Origin of the sequence: Natrinema salinisoli, assembly GCF_020405205.1 — an archaeon.
Taxonomy (GTDB): domain Archaea; phylum Halobacteriota; class Halobacteria; order Halobacteriales; family Natrialbaceae; genus Natrinema; species Natrinema salinisoli.
The window spans coordinates 2,521,713-2,543,486 of record NZ_CP084469.1 but is presented as its reverse complement, the minus strand read 5'-3'; the positions used below and the strand labels follow the sequence as shown (position 1 = coordinate 2,543,486).

Below are 21,774 nucleotides of genomic sequence, written 5' to 3'. Positions count from 1 at the left end.
ACGGCGCGTTCGTCCCCTCGCGGCGAGTCCGGTCCGGAAACGTACGGCGAGCGACACCCGGTAGTAGCTATTTACCCGTCGAGACTGTCGGGCATCTACCGATGATCGACGGCGAGTCACTGCTTCGCTCTGCCCGGGATCGGATCGGCCCCTCGAGGCGGCGAATCGACCGCTCGAGCGAGAACAGAGTCAAGCGGTGGGTCCTGTTCGACGGGAATCGCGAGGGGGTCGCGACCGGGTTACTCGCGGCCGTCTTCACCGTGTTGCTCGTCATGAGCGGGATCTGGCCGCTCGGGTATCAGGACCTCCTGAGCGAGACGACGATGGTCCAGACGGTGTTCAATACGCTGCTTTCGGGAACCATCCTGCTCGTTTCGATCGTCGTCTCGATCGCCGCGGTCGGCATCTCGCAGGAACTTACCTCGCTCGGCGATCAGTCCGAGCGCGTCGACACGACGATCGATTTCCAGGGCCGACTCGAGGCCCGAGACATCGTGGACGTGAGCCCGGCGCGGCCGGGTCAGTTCACCGCGGTCGTTCTCCGGTCGGTCAAGGAGCGAGCGGACGAGTTACAGCGCCTCGAGGGGGCTGCGGGCCGGGAGTACCGCGAGGAGATAGATCGGCTACAGGCCGATATCCACGCGAACACGGAGGAGGTGTTGACGACCCTCGCTCGAGTCCCGAACGGCTCGACGGACGAACTCCTCACGGGCCTGAACTACGACTCGTCGTGGCAGCTCTACCAGGCGCGGCGGATCCTCACGGAGTACGGCGAGGAACTCACCGCCGCCGAGAAGCGAGTCATCGAGGACATCATGGACACGCTGCACACGCTCATGGTCTGTCGGGAGTACTTCAAGACGCTGTACTACAAACTCGAGCTCTCGGACCTCTCGACGACGCTATTGACCGTCTCGCTGCCGACGATCGTCTTCATCACCTACGTCCTGCTCGCGCTCGATTCGGGGCTGTTTCCGGACGTCACCGTCCTCGGCTACACGCCGCTGACGGTCTTCATCAGTTTCGCCTACACGGTCGCACTCGCGCCCTACGCCGTCCTCACGTCCTACGTCCTCCGGGCCGCAAACGTCACGAAACGCACGCCCGAGGAAGGACCGTTCGTGCTGGACGCGACTCGAGAAACGGCGTACGATAGAGAGGGAAGCGACGACGATTGAGGAGACGGATCCGTCTCGCGTCCCGACCGCAACCGGTGGGGCGCGGACGACGACCCTCCGTCGGATCGCGGACCGGAAGCGTACGTTTACGGTGTCCAAGCCGATACCATTCGGTATATGACCGCCGACGTCGACGAAACGGAGGAGTCGCGATGACGGGGACCGGTTCGGACGAATCACCGGCCGACCTCCGCGAGGAGGCCGCCGAGTACGAAACAATCGCGGACGCCCTCGAGGACCTCCTCGCGGAACTGCGCGACGAGGAGATCAAAGACTCGCGACTCGAGGGACTGTTCGACGAGGTCAGCTCGAGCGATCCGAACATCTGGAACATCGTGAGCGCGTTCATCGACGTCGAGGACGGCGAGGCCGTGATCACCGACGAGTCGAAGCTGGCACGTGGGAGCTGGGCGCCGGAGATCGTCGAGGGCTGTGACACGATGATCACGCTCGACATCGAGTACGGAATGATGCCCGACGAATTCAAATACACCGCCGGAAAGGAGCTGCAAAAGCGGATCGAGGAGTTCCGGGAGCAGGCTGCGGGGGCGAGGGAACGGGCCGACGAACTCGAGGACGCCGACGACGAGTGATACCGACTGCAGCGGGAGTCGCTTCGGTATCCGTTCGAACGACGAACGAACGGAGTACAGTCATACTGTCACTCCGTCGCGACTGTCACTCGCGACCTGCGAAAGAATGACATTCGACGAGTGCCAACCCATCGGTGACGGGAGCCGGCAACCGTCCGCGTCGCCGGGAGCGGGGGCACCCGGTACGACGCGCTTTTGCTAGCGGATGTCGCCCTGCGAGACCGGTCCCCGATCAGTCGACGACGATCTGTTCCCGCTCGAACTCTCCGTCAGTACCGTCCGTCCGCCACCGCCACGATTCCACCTCGAGGGGCTCGAGCGAGACGATCACGTAGGATCGATCGGGCCAGGTCGCCCGTGCGGCGTCGGTCGCGCTCGGCCGCGGCGGGCCGCGGGGATGGGAGTGGTAGAAGCCGACGATCTCCTCGCCGCGGTCCTCGAGGCGGTCGAAGATCGCCAGTTGTTCCTCGGGATCGATCTCGTACCGCGTCCGCGGTGTTTCGGCGACGTTTTCGGCCGGGTAATGCGATCGCACGCGACTCCGTCCGTCAGGGTCGTATTCGCCGCCGAGAACGCCACAGATTTCGTCGGGGTCGCCCTCGCGGGCGCGCTCGAGGATCGTCTCTCGAACGGCGGTCGGCAGAACGATCACGGGCTCGAGTCGACCGCCGTTTCCGACTTTCGTGTGCCGGTTCCGAACGCCTCGAGTTCCTCGAACGGCACTGCGACGTCCGCAGCCGGTCCGTCGAACAGCTCCGGCCGGACGATCGGTGCCAGCGCCTCGAGCGTGTCCACCAGCCGCGGGCCGGGCCGATTGAGGTAGTGGTCGCCGTCCATCGCCCAGACGCGGTCGTCTTGGACTGCCGACAGTTCGTCCCAGCCCTCGCGCTCGGTGAGATCCGTTCTGTTTTCTCTGATCTGTTCGAGGCCGAAGCCACAGGGCGCGACGATCACGATTTCGGGATCGTACGCGCGGATGTCGTCCCACTCACGGGGACGCGAAGGCTCGCCGACGCCGGCCAGCCCGTACTCGCCGCCGGCCCAGTCGACGAGTTCGGCGGTCCAGTGGCCCGCGATCATCGCGGGGTCGGTCCAGTCGAAGATCGCGACGCGGGGGCGGTCCTCGGCCGGGATACCTGCGGTTCTGTTCCGAATCACATCGATCCGCGACTCGAGTTCCCGCCGCACCTCCCGGGCGCGCTCCTCGCGGCCGATCGCCGCGCCGATCCGCTCGAGGTCGTCGAGCACGTCGCCGACGCTGTGGGGATCGGTCGGCACGATCTCGGGGTCCGCCTGAATTCGGTCGGCGGCATTTTCGATGACCGCAACGTCGACCGCACAAACGTCGCACATCCCCTGCGTGACGATCACGTCCGGGTCTAGATCCTCGAGCGTCTCGATATCCACGTCGTAGACGCCGTCCTCGGTGTCGGCGGTCTCGAGGACTTGCTGATCGATCTCGCCGCTCGAGCCCGACGCGTCGATTCGCGAGCTGGTGACGGCGGGCGCCGACGCGGCGCTCGGCGGATAATCGCACTCGTGGGAGACGCCGACCGGCTCGCGACCGAGTGCGGCGACGGTTTCGGTCGCCGAGGGAAGCGTCGTGACGATTCGCATGGCTGCTCGTAGGGAGCGAGTAACCAAAAACGGCGGCCTCGATCGGACACGGGTTTCGTCGCGGTATACCGGACGAGTCCGACAGTATCCGCTCTCGTACCGGAACGGTCCGGTGGATCCGTTCGACGTACTCGTCGTTCGCCGCTATCTCCGTCGCGACGACACGTCCTCGAGCGCTCGCTCGAGCTCCCGCACCCCCTCCTTCCCCGTCCGATCGCGATTCGCGAGCACGCGAACAGGCTGTTCACCGAGGGGGACGAAGCCGAGATCGAGGCGGTCGGCGGTCTCGCGCAGCCCGAGGCCGGCGTCGGCATCGCCCGCGATGACCTTTCGGGCGGGGCTCTCGTGGGCGCGGAGCCCGAGGTCGAAACCGTCGATCGCGTCGACGAGTTCGTGGCGATCCGTTCCCCGCTCGTCCGCGAGGTCGGCGACCGCACCGCCGAGGCTCGAGCGCAATCCGGAGTCGGTCGTCCGATTGACGAAGCGGAGGTCGCGATCGACCAGGTCCTCGAGCCCCTCGATCTCGTCGGGATTGCCGGCTCGGACCACCAGTCCCCACTCGCGGTCCCAGCGGCCGATCTCGTCCGCTTCGACGTCTCTATCGAGCGGTCCCGCGACCACCGCCGCGTCGGGGACGCCCTCGCGGAGCCGTCGCAGGCCGGGCCGGCTGCCGACCGCGAGGTAGCGCGGGTTCTCGAGTCCGTTGAGGACTCGCGAAAACGCGGGGTCGTCCTCGCCGACACCGAACACCGTCGGCGGCCGGACGTCCGGCGAGAACAGCGTAACCGTGACGGATTCGCCCGCCTCGAGGTAGTCGGTTTCCGGGCCGATTTCCACGACGCCGTCGGCGTCGGCAAGGCTCGTCGTCGCGCCGCTGCCCTTGTCGACGGGGTAGACGAGCGTCTCGCCGTCCCCGTCCCCTTCGGCGGATTCTCCGCCTCCGTTTCGGGCCGTCTCCGACGGCCCGCTCCCGACAAGGCCGACCGGCATGAGCCGATGGCGGCCCTGTTCGTGGCGTTCCTCTCGAGCCAGCCGTCCGGCGACGGTCGCCGCTGCGGGTTCGGGACGCCCGGCGGCCTCGCGGATGGCCGGTGCGACGAAAGTCCGGAAGACCATCATCGCGGAGACGGGATAGCCGGGCAGCCCGACGTAGGCCGAGTCGTCCAGCCGTCCGATCAGCATCGGCTTCCCCGGCTTGATGCTCACGCCGTGGAGCAGCAACTCCCCTCGCTCTTCGATGACGCGGTAGATGACGTCGACCGCGCTCGCGCTGGTCGAACCCGACGAGAGCACGAGATCGCACTCCTCGGCGGCTTCGCGGAGGATCCGCTCCATCTCGTCCTGATCGTCCCCGGCGTGGGGGTAGAGGACCGCTTCGCCGCCGGCGTCCTCGACCCCTGCGGCGATGGTGTAGCTGTTGACGTCGTAGATCTCCCCGCGCTCGCTGTGTAGTTCCTCGCCCGGCCGCACGAGTTCGTCCCCCGTCGAGACGATGCCGACGCGGGGCTCGGCTCGAACCGGGACCTCGTCGACCCCCAGCGCCGACAGCAGGCCGATGTCGCGGGGCGTGATCGTCGTTCCGGGACCGAGCGCGCGCTCGCCGGCGGCGACGTCCGCGCCCGCGAACATGACGTTGTCGCCGGGTGCGACCGAGGTGCGGACGAGGACCTCGTCGCCGCCAGCGTCGGTATCAGTGCGCTCGACCGGCACCATCGCGTCGGCCCCGTCGGGCATCACCGCGCCGGTCGAAATCTCCGCCGCCTCGCCCGCCTCGAGCGCGACATCCGGTTCCGCACCCGCGTGGACCTCGCCGACGATATCGAGGCGAGCGGGGTCTGCCTCGTCGGCACCGAACGTGTCCCGGGCCCGGAGGGCGTAGCCGTCCAGACTCGCCCGGTCGAAGCCGGGGACGTCGAGCTCGGCGTCGAGTCGGGCCACGAGCACCCGACCGCGCGCGTCCTCGAGTGAAACCCGCTCGATACCCCCCTCGAGCGAGAGCGAGTCGATCGCCTCGCGCGCCTCGTCGGGGGACGCGAGATCGCGAAACTCCTTGCGGTTCATAGCGGTCTTTCGGACGCCGGGGCTATAGTAGTCGTTGAAACGAGTTACTCACCGCTCGCACTCGAGCGGCTAGTACGAACCGTGCTGGCCGCTGATTCGCGAGCGGGAGTGCAATGATTTTCAACGACTACTATAAAAACGTCGCCGCGGTGTGGCTGTGATATGTTCTCGTACGACAACGATTAAGCGTCCGCCCGAAGAGGTGCGACCCATGTCACGAATTTCCGAAACGGATCGCGAGCGCATCGCCGATCTCTTCGATCGTCACCTCGAGGTCGGGCTTCACCACGGGGCGCAGCTGGCCGTCTACGTCGACGGCGAGCCCGTGATCGACCTCGCGGGTGGCGTCGAAGCGCCGGCCGGTCCGGACGAGACCCGCGAGACGCGTCATATCCTCTTTTCGAGTACGAAACCCTACGCTGCGGTGACTCTGCACTCGCTCGTCGAAGAGGGGAAGCTCGAGTACGACGATCGCGTGGTCGACCACTGGCCCGAGTTCGCCGACGACGGGACCGAAAAGGCCGAGATCACCGTTCGGCAAGTGCTCAGCCACACCGCGGGGCTCAACCAGGGCGAGATCGACGACCGACCGGACCTCTGGGGCGACTGGGACGCCGCGGTGGAGAAACTCGAGGAGATGGAGCCGAACTACCCGCCGGGCGAGGTACCGGCCTACCACGCCCTGACCTTCGGCTGGCTCGTGGGCGAACTCGTCCGTCGGGTTTCGGGCACGCCGATCGAAAAGGCCGCCGAGGAACGCGTGTTCGACCCGCTCGGCCTGGACGACACCGGGATCGGGCTCCGGGAGGACGAGGACGACGACGTGGCGACGCTGGTCGGCTTCGAGGCGTTCGACCGCTGTCGCGATCCCGGCGAGGGACTCGGGGACAACGCCGAGGTCGCGGCCCCGTTCAACGCGGAGGAGATCCACCGTGCCGTGATCCCCGCCGCCAACGGGATCGGGACCGCGGGCGACATGGCCCGGTTCTACGCTTGCCTCGCCAACGGCGGCGAACTCGAGGGGACGCAGGTTCTCCAACCCGGGACCGTCGAGCAGCTGGCGCAAGTACAGGCCGAGACGGACGCGGACGGCACGATCGGTCGCGAGGGCCGGTTCGCGCTCGGCTTCTGGAAGGGCGGCACGACGGTCGCGCCGTACGGCTCGCTCTCGCCCGACCACGTGTTCGGCCACGCCGGGCTGGGGAGCAGCGTCGGCTGGGCCGACCCCGAGGAAAACATCGGATTTTCGTACGTCACGAACGGGGTTCGCGAGGGCTCGTACGAACACGTCGCCCGCGTGAACGGGCTGGCGGATGCAGTTCGACAGGCGCTTCGGTAGTCCGGAGTCGATCACCGGAACGTCGTCGCGGCTCTCGGCCTCCTGATCGTCACGAGGTCGCGAGGAAAACAACGACGCTCGTCGCGGTCAGCCGTTCGGTTCCCAGTCCTCGACGGCGACCGTCTCGCCGGCCGGAATCCCCTCGCGGTCGTCGTCCACGACCACCCAGCCGTCGGCCAGCGCGACGCTCGAAAGCACGCCCGAGCCACTTGCTCGGGTCGGAATCGCGGTGTATTCCGGTTCGTCGCGATCGTCCGCTTCACCCTCCTCGCGTACCTCGAGTTGCACCCGCGCGAACGTTCGCGTTCCGGGTTCGCTCGGGATCTTGCGCTCGAGTCGGGCGCGCGTGGTGGGGTGTGGATCAGGGGTGGTTCCCTCGAGCCAGCGCAGGACCGGCCGGAGGAACTGGACGGCGTTGACGATGCAGGCGACGGGGTAGCCCGGAAGTGCGAGCACCGGGGTGTCCTGAACGACACCGAGACAGACCGGATGCCCGGGTTTGAGCCCGACGCCGTGGACGACGACTTCTCCCAGCTCGTCGATCACCTCCGGCAAGAGGTCGCGCTCACCCACGGAGGAGCCGCCGGTCGTGACGACGACGTCTTTCGTCAGGTCTCGCTGGATGGCGACCCGCAGCGATTCGGGGTCGTCGGTGACGACGTCGCGGTAGGTCGCGCGAGCGCCCCAGCGCTGGGCCAGCCGTGAGACGGTGAGTCCGTTGGTCTCGACGACTTCGCCGGGCCCGGGGTCGCCCTCAACGAGTTCCTCGCCAGTCGGGATCACGCCGACCGTTGGTTGCTGTGCGACCGCGACGCGCCCGTAGCCGGCCGACCGCAGGAGTCCGAGATCCGACGGGCGGAGCCGGTGTCCCGCCTCGTAGAGGTGCTGGCCGTCTTCGATATCCTCTCCCACCGGTGCGACGTTTTCCCCCTCCGCGACCGCGTCCTCGACCTCGAGCTCGCCGGTCGTCTCGACTTCGGTCACCCGTTCGATCATGACGACCGCGTCGGCTCCCTCGGGGAGCGCGCTGCCGGTGTGGACCCGCGCGGCCGTTCCGGGATCGATGCGGTCGGCGGTGGCGTGCTCGTCCCCGTCGGGATCGCCCGCGGGCTCGGTGACTCGAAGCACCTCGGGCGATCGATCGCTGGCCCCGAACGTGTCCGCGGCCCGAACGGCGTAGCCGTCCATCGCCGCCCGCCGGTAGTGGGGCACGTCTCGAGCGGACGCGACCGGTGCCGCGAGGACGCGGCCGTCCGCGCGGTCGACGTCGACGGTTTCGGTCCCACACGGCACGTCCGCATCACCGTCCCCACTCCCCTCGACGGCCTCCCTGAGAATCCGGCGCGCCTCGTCCACCGGCGTCCGTACCTTGAACCCGGCCTCCGTGCGCTCGCGGTCGGCTCCTTCCATACGAGGATGCGAGTCGCCGGACGGCAAAAACGTGGGGGAACCCGCGGTTCGACCGTCCGACTCGAGGAACGGGAATGCGGTGGCGCGCGCTGTCCGTGAGACGCGACTATTGGAAGCGTCTCGGAAGCGAACGGAGAGCGAAGCGATCCGTGAGCGCCCCGACCGAGTGCTAGCGAGGGCGGGCGCGATATTGCGCGAGGGATGAGCGAGTGACCGACGGGAACGAGCGAATCGGCTGGGGTGGGCGTGGAAATTCCGCGTTGCCACGATAGCTGGACGATTCCGTTCCATTCGATCACTCTCGAGCCGAATCCGTCCTCGAGTACGTCGTTCTATTCGAGTATGAATTGGACGATCGAGTAACCATTCACCCTCTCTCTCCAGAAGAAGGTAGACAGGTTCGATATCGTTGCAGCAGGGGGTCACCACGCCCTCCCCAGCCGATTCGCTCGTTCCCGTCGGTCATTCGCTCATCCCTCGCGCAGCATCGTCAGGTGGCCTCGCTCTCACTCGGCCACCTGACAGCGCGCGCCACTACAGTAGTGCCTAGTCGGCTCGAAGTGCGATGCAACTCCCGCTCCACGAGACCGGCAGTGACATCTACGGACCGCTCGCGGCGCGTCGACGGATCGCCGCGACCGCGGGGTTTTTCGTATCGGCGTTCGAACCCGTATCCATGTCAGCGCTCCGCGACGCGTTGCGGGACCTCTCCGAGGACGTCTTCTTCGATCTGCTCGAGAGCGAGGACGCCTACTTGCTCGTGCTCGACGTCCCCGGCGTCTCCGCCGAGTCGCTCGACCTCGCGATCGAGGACGGTCGGATCTTCATCGACGCCCACCGCGAGAAAGAGCCCACCGGCGACTACCAGTACGTCGAGGAGAATCGGTCGCTGTTCCGCGACGTCGACCTCCCGCTCCCCGAGGACGCATCCGACGCCAGCGCCGAGGCGACGGTCACCCGCGGCGTCCTCGAGTTGCGGCTCCCGAAACGCGGTGCCAGCGGGGAGACGACGATCGATATCGTCGACGAGGACGGCTAACACGGGGTGACCGAGACTGGCTTCACTCCGCGCCTATAAACGATTCGCCATCGTCGCGTGGCACTTCCTGCCGCTATTGCTCGCGTTCGCCCGTGACCGCCGCCGGTTCCTTCTATTTGGCCGTCCCCGACGGGTCGATCCCGAGACCCACCGCCGTCGGGCCGAACTGTTGCTCGAGTCGCTGTTGACCCTGGGACCGACGTTCATCAAACTCGGCCAGTTGCTGTCAACTCGCCCGGACGTGCTCCCGCCCGCGTACATCGAGGTCCTCTCGTCGCTGCAAGACGACGTGCCGCCGGCGGCCTGGCCCGGTGCGAAAGCAGTGCTCGAGGAGGAACTCGGACCCCTCGAGAACCGGTTCGAAGAGTTCGATACCGAGCCGATCAGCGGTGCGAGCCTGGGACAGGTTTATCGAGCGCGCATCGACGCCGAGACCGAGGCGATACGCGCCGATACGGGTCGGGCGGGCGGTCACGACGTCGCCGTGAAGATCCGCCGCCCGGGTATCGAGGACCTCGTCCGGGCCGATCTGCGGGTCATCAAGTGGTCGCTCCCGATCCTGCTGTACTTCGTCGACGAGGCCCGCTCGTTCTCGCTCGAGAACCTGGCCGACGAGTTCTCGAAGACGATCCGCGAGGAGATGGACTACGAGCGCGAGGCGGAGATGCTCACCGAGATCAAATCGAACTTCGCGGGCGACGATCGGTTTCGCATCCCCACCGTGATCGAGAGTCACTCCGGGCCGCGCGTGCTCACGATGGAGTACATCGAGGGGACGAAGATCAACGACGTCGAGGAACTCGAGCGCAGGGGGATCGACCGGACGGAGATCGCGGAGAACCTCGAGCGATCGTACCTGCAGATGATCATCGAGGACGGCGTCTTCCACGCCGATCCTCACCCGGGGAACCTCGCGGTGACCGACGACGGGAAGATCGTCTTCTACGACTTCGGGATGTCCGGGCGGGTCGACTCGTTCGTTCAGGACAAGATCGTCGACTTCTACATCGCCGTCGCCAATCAGGACATCGACGGCATCCTCGACGCGCTCGTCGAGATCGGGACGCTGAGCCCCGACGCGGATCGCGGAGTGATGGCCGAGGTGATGGAAATCGCCATCCAGGACGCCCGCGGCGAGGACATCGAACAGTACCGGGTCAACCAGATCGTCGGACAGATCGAGGACTCGATCTACGAGTTCCCGCTTCGTCTCCCGAAGAACCTCGCGCTCGTCCTTCGGGTCGCCACCGTCGTCGAAGGGGTCTGCGTCACACTCGACGAGGACTTCGATTTCATCTCGACCGCGACCGGCTTCCTGACCGAGCAGGGCTATCGCGAGGAAACCGTCCGCCAGTACGTCGACGAGACGGGAAAACAACTCCGTCGGACGGGCGAGTCCCTGACTCGAATCGCTCCCAAGGCCGAGCGCGCGCTCGACCGGCTCGACCGCGACGACCTCTACGTCCGCATCGGCCTCGAGGACAAGGAGAACGTCTTCGACAAACTCGCGAAGCGACTGGTCTACGGCATGTTGCTCACGATGTCCCTGTTCTCGACGGGCGTCCTGTACGCCCTCGAGGCGCCTCGGGGATCGATCGTCGCGGCGGTCGTCGCGGTGATCGTGCTGATCCAGCTCTATCGATCCTTCCGCTCGCCGAAATCGATCGGCGCGAAGCCCCAGTTCACGCGACAGAACCTTCGCCAGCGTCGCGGCGAGGAGTAACGCCGGGCGCTCGTTGCAACCGAAGGTGGATGGAACGGGGGGATATCTCTCGAACCGTCGATAGTGGACGGCCAACGGCGGCCTCCAAGCCTCTTTCCATCCCGGACACGAAACGACCGGTATGGACTACGATCGGATCGCGGAGCTGCCGGTAGCGATCGACGAGGTGTCGACCGAGCGATTGGAACGCGAGACCTCGAGCGACTTCACGCGCGTCACGACCGAGTTCGCGCTGTCCGGTCCCGGTCCGGACGGCGACCCGGTCGCCGGCCGCGGCGAGGACGTCACCTACGAAGCCGACGATCACGATTCGCTGGTCGAATCGGGCCTTCCCGATCTCACCGGCGAGTACACGCTCGACTCGTTCTCGACGCACCTCGAGTCGGTCGACTGCTTCCCGGCGAAGCCCCCAGAGCGCGAGGTGTTTCGGAACTACCGGCGGTGGGGCCTCGAGAGCGCCGCGCTGGATCTGGCGCTCCGGCAGTCCGCCAGCGACCTCGGGAGTGAGCTCGGTCGGTCCGCCGACCCCGTCCGGTTCGTCGCCAGCACCCGGCTCGGCGAGCCGCCGACGACCGACCGGCTCGAGTCCCTGCGCGAGCAGGTGCCCGACCTCGAGTTCAAGCTCGACCCGATTCCTGCGTGGGACGACGACCTCGTCGCGGCCGTCGACGACGCGGTCGGCGCGGACGCGGTCCGAATCATCGACCTGAAAGGCCGCTACGAGGGGACGGACGTCGACACCCCCGCGGATCCGGTCCTCTACGAACGCGTCCTCGAGGCGTTTCCCGAGGCCGTCGTCGAGGATCCGGCGCTGACCGACGAGACGCGACCGCTGTTCGACGAGCCGGACGTTCGGTCCCGCGTCTCCTGGGACGCCCCGATTCACGGCGTCGCGGACGTCGAGGCGCTGCCGTGGGAGCCCGACTGGCTCAATATCAAGCCCTCGCGCTTTGGCTCGCTCGAGTCGCTCCTCGAGACGCTCGCCTACTGCGACGAGCGCGACGTTCGGCTCTACGGCGGCGGCCAGTTCGAACTCGGCGTCGGGCGCGGCCAGATCCAGCTGCTGGCGTCGCTGTTCTATCCCGACGGTCCCAACGACGTCGCGCCGCGGGCCTACAACGATCCCGCGGTCGGGGACGGATTGCCGGCGAGTCCGCTCGAGCCGCCGGCCGCGCGGGACGGGTTTCGGTGGTCGTAACGGGCGTCGCGACCGAGACCAGAATCGTTTTGTTGGATTCACGTCACGTGCTGTGTAATGGTTGTATTATTGACTGTCGCACAGGCTGGGGGTTGGAGCGGGCTCGTTCCCGGATCGAACGCGCTTCTGGCGGTCGTGCTCACCTTCGGGACGCTCGCGGTCGTTCTCCGGACGGTGTCCTGGGTGGCGGCCACCCAGATCGACCGCCTGTTGCTCGGCTTGGCCTACGTCGTCGGTGTTGTGGGTGTCGTCGCGACCGGCGATCTCGCGCTCGCGTTCGCACCGCCGACGGCGACGTTGGCCTGGCTGTTCGTCGGGAATCGGAGCGGTATCGCAGGCGTTCGCAGCCAGTCCTCAGGCAACGGAGCCGGGAACGGATCGGGGGAAAGCGAGGGGGAGGGCGACGACACTGCCCTCGACGCGGACGACCTCAATACGGATCCGCCGGGCCACGACTTCTCGGACGTCGGCGGGATGGACGACCTCACGGACACGTTACGCGATCGGGTGATCGACCCGCTGACTCGGCGTGACGTTTACGACCGCTACGGGATCGGTGCGGTCAACGGCGTCCTGTTTCACGGGCCGCCGGGATGCGGGAAGACCTTCGTCGCGAGCGCGGTCGCGGCCGAAACTGACTACAATTACATCGAGGTCACGCCCGCCGACATCACGAGCAAGTACATCGGCGAAGCCGCCGACAACGTCGCGGAAGTGTTCGACGCCGCTCGCGAGAACGAGCCCTGTCTGGTGTTCATCGACGAAATCGACGCGATCGCCAGCGATCGCTCGGGGCGAATGGCCACGAGCGAACAGCAGATGGTTAACCAGCTGCTGACCGAACTCGAGAGCCAGGACGACTCGGAGATCGTCGTCTTCGCGGCGACGAACTACCTCGACGACGTCGACGACGCCATTCTGCGATCGGGCCGGTTCGACGAGCGGGTCGAGGTGCCGCCGCCGGATCGGCAGGCGCGACTGGAGATCCTCCGCCTCGAGCTGGCCGACGCGCCGGTCGCCGACAACGTGAGCCTCGAGGCGATCGCGGACGCGACCGCCGGCTACGCCTCGAGCGACGTGACGATGCTCGCCGACGTCGCGATCCGCCACGCCATCGCCGACGAGACGTCGGTCAGGCAGTCGCATCTCCGGCAGGCGGTCGACGAGATCGATACCAGTATTCCGGGCTGGCTCGACCGCTACGACGATCGGTTCGACGAGGATCTCGGGCGTTCGTCGACCGAGGACCCGGTCCCCTTCGACGACCTGCCGGGGATGGACGATCTCACGGCCGCGATCGAGCGGCGGCTCTTCGATCCGATTCACAACGCCGACGGCTACGAGCGCTACGGCGTCGCGCCCGTCGACGGTGCGTTACTGTACGGCCCGCCGGACGCGGGGAAGACGACGCTCGCCCGGTCCATCGCCGCGGAACTCGATCGCCCGATCGTCGAGATCAGTCCGGATCGGTTCCGCCGGGAGGGCGTCGACGATCCGGCTGATCGGGTAGCGGAGATCATCGAGGACGCGCGGTCGATCGCACCGAGTGTGCTGGTCCTCGACGATCTCGACGAACTCGCACCCGCGTCGGGCGGGTCGAGAGCGATCCGACGCGTCGCGACACGGTTGGCGACGCTCCTGCCGACGCTCGAGGACGACGTGCTCGTCATCGGCACCGCGCGGGCGGTCGAGCGGGTAAACGTCGACGTGCTCCACGCGGGGACCTTCGACGAGCGGATCGAGGTCCCGCCGCCGGACGGCAGGACCCGCGCTGCGATTCTGGCCGACGCGCTCCCGGACGGGATCGTCGCGGAAGACGTCGATCTCGGTGCGGTGGCCGACGCGACGGAGGGGTTCAGTATCCGCGACGTTCGCCACCTCGCGGGCCGGGTCGGCCGCGAGGCCGTTCGCCACGAGGAACATATCACGACGGACCGACTCGTCGGCGAAGCCGACGCAGTCGAGGCGACTTTGGATGGCTGGGGCGGTCGTCCGGTAGACGGACCGAATCCCGAGGTCATCCCCGACGGCCTCGGTCAGCATCGATAATTCGGTGACGGAGTCCATCGAGGTCATCACTCGTTCGTCGACGGACCCTCGCCCTCGAGTCGCGATCGTGCCGTCGATCGACGGGTAACTATCGATCTCTCCGCGACGCCGGCCGAGCGAACCCGCAGTCGGCCTGAACTCGCCGCAGCACGCATTCCAAACGGTTTATGCACGTCGATTGATTACCCCGGGACATGGCGAAACAGCAGACCGAAGTTCGCGAACTCCAGGAAGGAAGCTACGTAATGATCGACGACACGCCGTGTAAGATCAACTCCTACTCGACGGCGAAGCCGGGCAAACACGGCAGCGCCAAGGCCCGCGTCGAGGCGGAGGGCGTCTTCGACGGCCGGAAACGATCGCTCTCCCAGCCGGTCGACGCGAAGATCTGGGTTCCGATCATCGAGCGCAAACAGGGGCAGGTCGTCTCCGTCGACGGCGCCGACATGCAGGTCATGGACCTCGAGACCTACGAAACGATCACGATGCGCGTTCCCGAGGACAAAGATGTCTCCCCCGACGAGAACATCGAATACCTCGAGATGGAAGACCAGCGAAAGATCGTCTAATGTTTCCCGGGGCGACCGACGAACGCGAGGGGACCGACGCGGGAGGACACGATCCTGACCGCGGAGGCGAAACCGACGCGCGAGGCCGGACGGCCGACCGCGGAGGCGCGAACTTCGTGGTCGTCGGTGCGCCCCTGGACGCCACGACGACCTTTCAGCCGGGGACCCGATTCGGTCCCGCGCGAATCCGTTCTTTTGCCGAACCGTTCGACGACTACGATCACCGGACGGACCAGCACTTCTCGGAACTCGGCGTCCTCGATCAGGGCGATGTCCGCGCGTGGCCCGACGTCGAGGCCTATCTCGAGTACCTTGCGAGCACTCTGCGGGAAGCGGTCTGGAACGACGCCGTCCCCCTGACGCTGGGTGGCGAACATACCGTCTCGCTCGCGGGTGTCCGTGCGGTCGAACCAGAGGTCTTCGTCTGTCTCGACGCCCACCTGGATCTGTACGACGCCTACGACGGCGAGGAGCTGTCCCACGCCGCCGTCACTCGGCGGATCCTCGAGGACGTCGACTCGGTCGAGGAGGCGATCGTCCTCGGTGCCCGCACTGGCAGCGAAGCCGAGTGGGAGCGAGCGGCCGACGACGACGTGACCGTCGTTCCGCCCGAGGCGGTGAGCGAGTGGACGCCCGGCGACCGACTCGCGGATCGCGAGGTCTACCTGAGCGTCGACATCGACGCCGCGGACCCCGGCTACGCGCCGGGAACCGGGACGAAAGAGCCGTTCGGCCTCGAGCCCCGCGAACTCCGCGACGTGGTTCGCGCAGTCGCCCCGCAGGCCAGCGGGTTCGACGTGGTCGAAGTCAACGACCGTGACGACGGGCAAGCGGCCGCGCTGGCGGGGAAACTGCTTCGGGAGTTCGTCTTTTCGAACGCCGATGAGTGAAACCGTTATTCTTCGCCGATGTATTGCGGTGGCGCGTGCGAAGCGGCGGTGAGCCGACGGCGAACCGCCGCTTGAACTCGCGCGAGGGATGAGCGAGCGGTGCGAGGCGCGAACAGAGTGAGCGCCTCGAAAAGCGAACGGTGACCATCGGGAACCGTGAGCGGAGCGAGCGAATCGGTTGGGGAGGGCGTGGTTATTCCCCGTTGCCACGATAGCAGAACGACTCTTTCAGTATCGATGTTCCTGTACAGGATGGGCCCGATCGACTCGAGCGATAACCTACGTTTTTCTTCCTCCAAACGAACCTCCAAATATGATCGAGGCGACGCTGTGTTTCCCGCTCCGTGGCGGCGACCCCACGACCGCCGACGAATCCGATGGCGAGGTCCTCCTGATCGAGAAACGCCGCGGACTCGGTGAGGGCTGGTACAACGGCCCCGGCGGCAAGTGCGAACCCGGCGAAACCCCACGCGAATGCGCCGTCCGCGAAACCCGCGAGGAGGTCGGCCTCGAGGTCCGGGACCTCGAGAAGGCCGGCGAACTCACGTTCCGCCTCGACGGCGAGACGCACACGTTCTGTCACGTGTATCGAACCCGCTCGTTTACCGGTGAGCCGACGTCTTCCGCGGAAGCCCATCCCGAATGGGTTTCGATCGAGAACGTGCCCTACGATCAGATGTGGGAGGACGACCGGCTGTGGCTACCGGGGATCCTCGAGGGGAAAACCGCGGTCGGCGAGTTCCGGTTCGAGGGCGGGGAACCGCTCGACGAGGCCGACTTCGTGGATCACGACCTCGAGTGGGAGGTCTCGCTCGAGACCGCTGTCGACGACGAATAAGGGGTTCTGCATCTCGGCCAGTCGTACCGAACGGGGCACTCAAAGGCCCCGCAAATCCGATTTCAGTCCGGTTTCGTCGGCCTAATGGATCTCGTTCAGAGACGTAGGGAACGGCTGGTGTCGAGCGGCTATTTCAGGGCTTCAGGACGATCTTTCCGGAGCTCTTCCGATCCTCGATGTACTGGTGGGCCTCGGCGGCGTCCTCGAGGTCGAACGACTGTCCGAGGATGATCTCGAGATCGCCGCTCGCGAAGCCGTCCGTAAGCTCGGGAATCGCCTTCATGACTTTGTTCGGAGCGCGGAAGGAGGCCTGTCCGAGGTGGAACCCCTTGATCGTCTTGTTCTCGAAGAGCAGCCGCCGGTTGCTGACTTCGGCGGGGACGCCGCTGGCGACGCCGTAGGTCACCATGCGGCCGAAGTGGGCCATCGCGTCGAGGCTGCGATCGAAGACGTCGTCGCCGACGCTCTCGAGGACGAGGTCGACACCTTGGCCGTCGGTTTCCTCGTCGACCGTCTCTCGGAAGTCCGTCTCGGTGTAGTTGATCGGGTGGTCACAGCCCAGCTCGGCCGCGAGGTCGAGCTTCTCTTGCGTGCTCGCGGTGCCGAAGACCTCTGCGCCGGCGTTCGACGCCAGCTGGACGGCGGCGGTGCCGACCCCGCCGGCCGCGGCTTGGATCAGGACGGACTCGTCGTCCTCGAGGCCGCCCCACTCGAAGAGGCAGGCGTGGGCGGTGAGGAACTGGACGGGGAAGCCGGCGGCCTCCTCGAAGCTCATCGCGTCGGGGATGGGGAAGAGCAGTTCCGCGTCGGCGGTGACGTACTCGGCGTAGCCGCCGCCGTCGAGCATCGCGACGACGCGGTCGCCTTCCGAGAGATCCTCGACGCCGTCGCCGACCGCGTCGACCGTTCCCGCGGCTTCCATGCCGGGAACGTAGGGCGCTTCGGGACCGTCAGGGTACTGCCCCTCGCGCTGCATGATGTCCGCGAAATTGATTCCGGCCGCTTCGATGTCGATTCGGACCTCGCCGGCGTCGGGCTCCGGCGTCGGGACGTCGACGACGGACAGTTCGTCGCTCCCGCCGTAGGCCTGAACTTCGATTGCTTTCATATCGACCGTATATAAATGGCTCAGCCGTATAAAGGTGTGAAAACCGGAGAAAACGAGACAAACGTTTCAAATTTACTCGCGGAGCGCCCGCGAATAATTGGCGAGCGCCGTCGACAGTAGTTCTCGATTCGGTCTCGAGACCCATCGATGACCGTTCGAACGACCGTATGAAGGTCGTTGTCGGGTACCACGAGAGCCGGCCGTCCTTCGTGCCCTTTAAGCCCGCGCTGACTGCATGTCGACACAATGAGCGACGAGAGTCAAGAACTCGGGATCACCGAGTCGAAATCGCACAAACCCGGCGAGTGGTACGCCGAAGTCGTCCAGAAAGCGGATCTCGCGGACTACGCGCCGATGGGCGGGTTCATCGTCACGAAACCGCGCGGCTACGCCCTCTGGGAGGCCATTCAGGACGCCCTCGACGGCTGGTTCAAGGAGACCGGCGTCGACAACGTCTACTTCCCGATGTTCATCCCCGAGAGCTACCTCGAGCGGGAGAAAGACATCGTCGAAGGGTTCGATCCCGAGGTCGCGTGGGTGACCCAGGGTGGGCACGACGAACTCGAGGAACGGCTGGCCGTCCGCCCGACGAGCGAGTCGATCATCGCGCCCTTCATGGCCGATTGGACGCGCAGCCACCGCGACCTGCCGATGCGGCTCAACCAGTGGTGTTCGGTCGTCCGCTGGGAGGCGACGGAGACCAAGCCCTTCTTCCGGACGAAGGAGTTCCTCTGGCAGGAAGGCCACACCGCCCACGCGAGTAACGAGGGCGCGTGGGAGGAGGTCTGGACCCGTCTCGGCCAGTACGAGCGCGTCTACGAGGACGTGCTGGCGATTCCGGTCCTGCGCGGCAAGAAGCCCGAACACGACAAGTTCCCCGGCGCGGATACGACGACGACGGTCGAAGCGCTGATGCCTGACGGCAAGTCCGTTCAGGGGGGAACCAGCCACAACCTCGGGCAGAGCTTCGCCGAGGCGTTCGACATCACGTTCGCCGACGAGGACGAGAAAGAGCAGACAGCCTACACCACCTCGTGGGGCCTCTCCTGGCGTGCGATCGGCGCGCTCGTCATGACCCACTCCGACGATCAGGGACTCGTCCTTCCGCCGACCGTCGCGCCCACGCAGGTCGCGATCGTCCCGATCTGGCAGGAGGATACCAAAGACGACGTCCTCGAGTACGCCGAGGAGATCGCCGAGGATCTCGAGGACGCCGGCGTCCGCGTCGATCTCGACGACCGCGACGGGCGCAATCCCGGCTTCAAATTCAACGAGCACGAGCTCAACGGGGTTCCCCTTCGACTCGAGATCGGCCCCCACGAGGTCGACGACGAGGAGGTCACGCTGGTCCACCGCCCGGACAACGCCGAATCCGTCGAGGATCGCGACGAGATCGTCGACGCGGTCGACGAGCACCTGGACGAAATCTTCGACAAACTCTACGAGGCAGCCGAGGAGAACCTCGAGGAAAACGTTCGCGAAGCCCACAGTCCGGAGGAGATCCTCGGGACGATCGGGAAACACGGCGGTTACGTGAAGACGCCGTGGTGTGGCGACGAGGCCTGCGAGGAGGTCATCAAGGAAAAGATCGCCGCCGAGATCGTCATGCAGCCGCTGGCCGACGAGGGCGGCTCGACGGCCGGCGAGGTCCCCGAACCCGACCACGACGAATGCGGGGTCTGTGGCGATCCCGCCGACGAGATCGCATACTTCGCGAAGTCGTACTGAGTCTTTTACCAGCTTACAGCGGGCAACTATTTCCCGGGTCGTCTTCTTTTAAATATAGGTTCTTGTAGCCACATTTCTGCTGTAAAAATCCGGTGACGGTACGCATGGATATCGTATTCCCTCAAACGGCCTCATTGATCGCATTGCTGTCAATTCCTTCCGATAGACTACGGAAGAGCGTCTTTGCTTGATTGACTTGGAAGTCTAAACGGTTCAGCGACACGACCAAATCTCGGACGTACTGCTAGACGATCTTCTGTCACGACCAAAACCGCCGCCTTCTCCGTATACGGCGGTTAGTGACAATTTAAAATCCAATAAAATAGTAATATTTATCCACTTGAAATAACTACCAAATATTGCGATGGTAGATAGAGATAATTTAGGTAGTATAGGTAACGAGGACAACACTGGATCGGATATGAATGGTCGGCGGACGTTCCTGACTGGTCTGGCGAGCACGGCTTCTCTGGCTACTTTGGGATCGGTCGCCGCAGAGGACGACGATAGAGAATACACCGCACTCGGTGCCGCCGAACCAGGAAACAAAGAGGGAGTGCCCGTCGAGGCCAAAGGAACACTCAAAGGCGAAATTCAGCGGTACAACGACGATGTGTTCGTTCACGAGCGGATCTTCCGGAGTGAGGACCTCGCTGAACATTTTGGCGATCCCGTGTTCGAGGAGGAACCAGTTTATATTGCCGAGGAGTGGCTCTCCGAAGAGATCGTTCAAAACGATGGTCTGACGTACACGACAGAAACGACGAAGGTCATCGGCACGAGCACCGAACACAATCGGGCCGAAGCGAAGATCAAAACACAGAGAAACACCAACCATCCGATGTTCGGTGGCGACCTGGCTCCGCAGTATCACACTGCCATCGACGATATCCCGCTGTACAACTACTCTTCTAAGAGCAGGGCGCGGCGAGATCCAAAGGAGCGAACAGCACCAACGAATCTTGCTTTCAAGGATGGTGACGCTACCAAAGTTGGCAAATTCATGGAAGACGCCTGTGGCTGGACATCGGGCCTAGATGCTATCCTCGATCTTGCCGGCGATCTCCCCTTAATACCCGGAGGTTCAAACGACAATCCCTACGCGCAATCGAGATATCTCAATTACGATGGAGATGTCGTCGAAACAGATCGGCACGTTATGAGGCGTGCCGACTGGCGGGTTGCCTCCCAAGTGCACATCCGCCTGTACGACGTGAGCTCTTCCAACAGTTCGTTCGACGTCGTCGGACAGGTCCACCGCGATCCTGAGGATCATAATAAAGTTCGTGGGAGGATTCCGATTGACGAGATCGACTGGAGATACAACAAATCCCGAAGTGAGGTCCGAGATTGCTGGGAGAACAACGACAACGCCAGCGATGATGGTAAAGCCGGATCATCACTGTATCAGGCAGGAAGAAGTGGTGTCGATACGCACGACGGGAAAATAGCTGCGATCCTCAACGACGGTTTCGAGATCCCGTGCACAGGTTTGTTCTGTGGATTCAGTACCGAAGGAAAATCGGACGCTGAAAACGGGACCCGGCACCAAGAACACCACTCCCACAATCACAGTTCCTCGGTGGCACGGCCCTGCGCCTGCATGCTGGGCTTCTAATCTCTCTGGCGGTTATCGGTGCCTTGCTTCGGTGTCCGGTTCCGGAATTTAAAACTGAATATTCAAATAATATTTATATGATAAATACAAAAGATTTATTATTTAATGGTATATAGGGTATAAATATGGACACGTCATCAGCACTGTTTTTGGACGAACAAACGATACTCAAGATAGCTGGCATCGTCGGGGCGCTCGTAGCAGGCCTCGGCTACTATTTCCGATCGCGAGTGACCGAGTCCAGACGAACGTTTCTCGCTAGCTGTCTCCTCGGGGGCGCGCTGTTTTTTTGTATGTGGATCATACGACAGTTGTTTCTCGATCCCGGTTTAAACGATATGAGGGCCGACCTCACCGGTCCGCTCGATGTACTGTTAGCTCCTGCGGTACTCGTCGTATTTTGGTTACTGCTAACTGGAATGATACTACCGGCACTTTGGTTGTTCGGCCGTGGGTTGTTGGTTAGTCCAACACTCGGGGTCTTCGCTGTCACGTACAACGTCTTCTGGGCGATGTTCACCGTCAGCCACGAGAGTAGCAGTATCATCATTCATTTTGTCATCGTTTTCCCCATTATTCTCGTCGCCACGCTGTTGCTCGCGGGGATCGAGTTCGGCGTACTTCGAGTCATAGGGCACTACTGAATCGCCATCTCGCGTTGGAATCAGGGGCTCACGTACTGTGGCTATTGAAGCCGAGACCCATCCGGACAGACGAACAGTCGAGGATGAGCAACCCGGACACGCAAGACGGAGGACGGTGAGCCAATTGGGCCGTCGTTCTCTCTTCGAGTGAGTGAATTACCAACTGACCCCC

General features: G+C 64.8%; 18 protein-coding genes. 13 read left to right on the top strand and 5 right to left on the bottom strand.

The features are described 5' to 3' along the window. The first annotated feature begins 101 nt into the window (after positions 1-101). Positions 102-1,178 carry a DUF7972 family membrane protein gene (locus tag LDB05_RS12580; protein WP_226004338.1) on the top strand — a complete coding sequence of 359 codons (1,077 nt, stop codon included), beginning with the start codon at positions 102-104 and terminating at the stop codon, positions 1,176-1,178. Positions 1,179-1,330: 152 nt separating this feature from the next. Further along, on the top strand, positions 1,331-1,771 hold the full coding sequence (locus LDB05_RS12575) for a hypothetical protein (protein WP_226004337.1): 441 nt from the start codon (positions 1,331-1,333) through the stop codon (positions 1,769-1,771). 232 nt (positions 1,772-2,003) lie between these two features. On the opposite strand, the gene LDB05_RS12570 is transcribed toward LDB05_RS12575, so the two are convergent. The 3 genes from LDB05_RS12570 to LDB05_RS12560 all read right to left on the bottom strand — a co-directional run bounded on the left by LDB05_RS12570 (position 2,004) and on the right by LDB05_RS12560 (position 5,449). Further along, complete coding sequence (locus tag LDB05_RS12570) at positions 2,004-2,423, bottom strand: desampylase (protein WP_226004336.1); 420 nt, start codon at positions 2,421-2,423, stop codon at positions 2,004-2,006. Continuing rightward, positions 2,420-3,388, bottom strand: a complete 969-nt coding sequence (locus LDB05_RS12565) for an ABC transporter substrate-binding protein (RefSeq protein ID WP_226004335.1) — start codon at positions 3,386-3,388, stop codon at positions 2,420-2,422. Before LDB05_RS12565 ends, LDB05_RS12570 begins: the two co-directional genes overlap by 4 nt. A gap of 144 nt (positions 3,389-3,532) precedes the next feature. After that, positions 3,533-5,449, bottom strand: a complete 1,917-nt coding sequence (locus LDB05_RS12560; protein WP_226004334.1) for a molybdopterin biosynthesis protein — start codon at positions 5,447-5,449, stop codon at positions 3,533-3,535. 211 nt (positions 5,450-5,660) lie between these two features. On the opposite strand from LDB05_RS12560, the gene LDB05_RS12555 reads away from it, so the two are divergent. Then, positions 5,661-6,788: a serine hydrolase domain-containing protein gene (locus LDB05_RS12555; protein ID WP_226004333.1), complete on the top strand. Its 1,128-nt coding sequence runs from the start codon at positions 5,661-5,663 to the stop codon at positions 6,786-6,788. 87 nt (positions 6,789-6,875) lie between these two features. On the opposite strand, the gene LDB05_RS12550 is transcribed toward LDB05_RS12555, so the two are convergent. Beyond that, entirely contained in the window at positions 6,876-8,198 is a 1,323-nt protein-coding gene (locus tag LDB05_RS12550) for a molybdopterin molybdotransferase MoeA (RefSeq protein ID WP_226004332.1), read from the bottom strand. Between the two features lie 676 nt (positions 8,199-8,874). Between LDB05_RS12550 and LDB05_RS12545 the strand changes: the two genes are divergently transcribed. From LDB05_RS12545 to LDB05_RS12515, 7 genes are all read left to right on the top strand, one after another. Continuing rightward, complete coding sequence (locus LDB05_RS12545; RefSeq protein ID WP_226007907.1) at positions 8,875-9,237, top strand: Hsp20/alpha crystallin family protein; 363 nt, start codon at positions 8,875-8,877, stop codon at positions 9,235-9,237. Positions 9,238-9,313: 76 nt separating this feature from the next. Continuing rightward, a complete protein-coding gene (locus tag LDB05_RS12540; protein WP_226004331.1) occupies positions 9,314-10,960 on the top strand; it encodes an ABC1 kinase family protein in 1,647 nt (548 codons plus the stop codon). A 121-nt stretch (positions 10,961-11,081) separates the two neighbouring features. Then, on the top strand, positions 11,082-12,158 hold the full coding sequence (locus LDB05_RS12535) for a hypothetical protein (protein WP_226004330.1): 1,077 nt from the start codon (positions 11,082-11,084) through the stop codon (positions 12,156-12,158). A 57-nt stretch (positions 12,159-12,215) separates the two neighbouring features. Continuing rightward, positions 12,216-14,207, top strand: coding sequence for an AAA family ATPase (locus LDB05_RS12530; protein WP_226004329.1), 1,992 nt, complete (start codon positions 12,216-12,218; stop codon positions 14,205-14,207). Between the two features lie 194 nt (positions 14,208-14,401). Continuing rightward, positions 14,402-14,776 (top strand): translation initiation factor IF-5A, encoded by a 375-nt coding sequence (locus LDB05_RS12525; protein ID WP_226004328.1) that lies wholly within the window; start codon positions 14,402-14,404, stop codon positions 14,774-14,776. Then, a complete protein-coding gene (gene speB, locus LDB05_RS12520; RefSeq protein WP_226004327.1) occupies positions 14,776-15,666 on the top strand; it encodes an agmatinase in 891 nt (296 codons plus the stop codon). The genes LDB05_RS12525 and speB overlap by 1 nt, the downstream gene beginning before the upstream one ends. Positions 15,667-15,979: 313 nt before the next feature. Beyond that, a complete protein-coding gene (locus tag LDB05_RS12515; RefSeq protein WP_226004326.1) occupies positions 15,980-16,504 on the top strand; it encodes an 8-oxo-dGTP diphosphatase in 525 nt (174 codons plus the stop codon). A gap of 133 nt (positions 16,505-16,637) precedes the next feature. On the opposite strand, the gene LDB05_RS12510 is transcribed toward LDB05_RS12515, so the two are convergent. Beyond that, positions 16,638-17,612 carry a quinone oxidoreductase family protein gene (locus tag LDB05_RS12510; RefSeq protein WP_226004325.1) on the bottom strand — a complete coding sequence of 325 codons (975 nt, stop codon included), beginning with the start codon at positions 17,610-17,612 and terminating at the stop codon, positions 16,638-16,640. Positions 17,613-17,858: 246 nt separating this feature from the next. Here LDB05_RS12510 and proS point away from each other — a divergent pair, with 246 nt between their 5' ends. The 3 genes from proS to LDB05_RS12495 all read left to right on the top strand — a co-directional run bounded on the left by proS (position 17,859) and on the right by LDB05_RS12495 (position 21,602). Continuing rightward, positions 17,859-19,340: a proline--tRNA ligase gene (proS, locus tag LDB05_RS12505; RefSeq protein WP_226004324.1), complete on the top strand. Its 1,482-nt coding sequence runs from the start codon at positions 17,859-17,861 to the stop codon at positions 19,338-19,340. A 364-nt stretch (positions 19,341-19,704) separates the two neighbouring features. After that, positions 19,705-20,958, top strand: coding sequence for a hypothetical protein (locus LDB05_RS12500; protein WP_226004323.1), 1,254 nt, complete (start codon positions 19,705-19,707; stop codon positions 20,956-20,958). Between the two features lie 125 nt (positions 20,959-21,083). Then, the gene (locus LDB05_RS12495; RefSeq protein ID WP_226004322.1) at positions 21,084-21,602 is read left to right on the top strand and encodes a hypothetical protein; all 519 of its coding nucleotides are present in this window, start codon (positions 21,084-21,086) and stop codon (positions 21,600-21,602) included. Positions 21,603-21,774 lie beyond the last annotated feature (172 nt).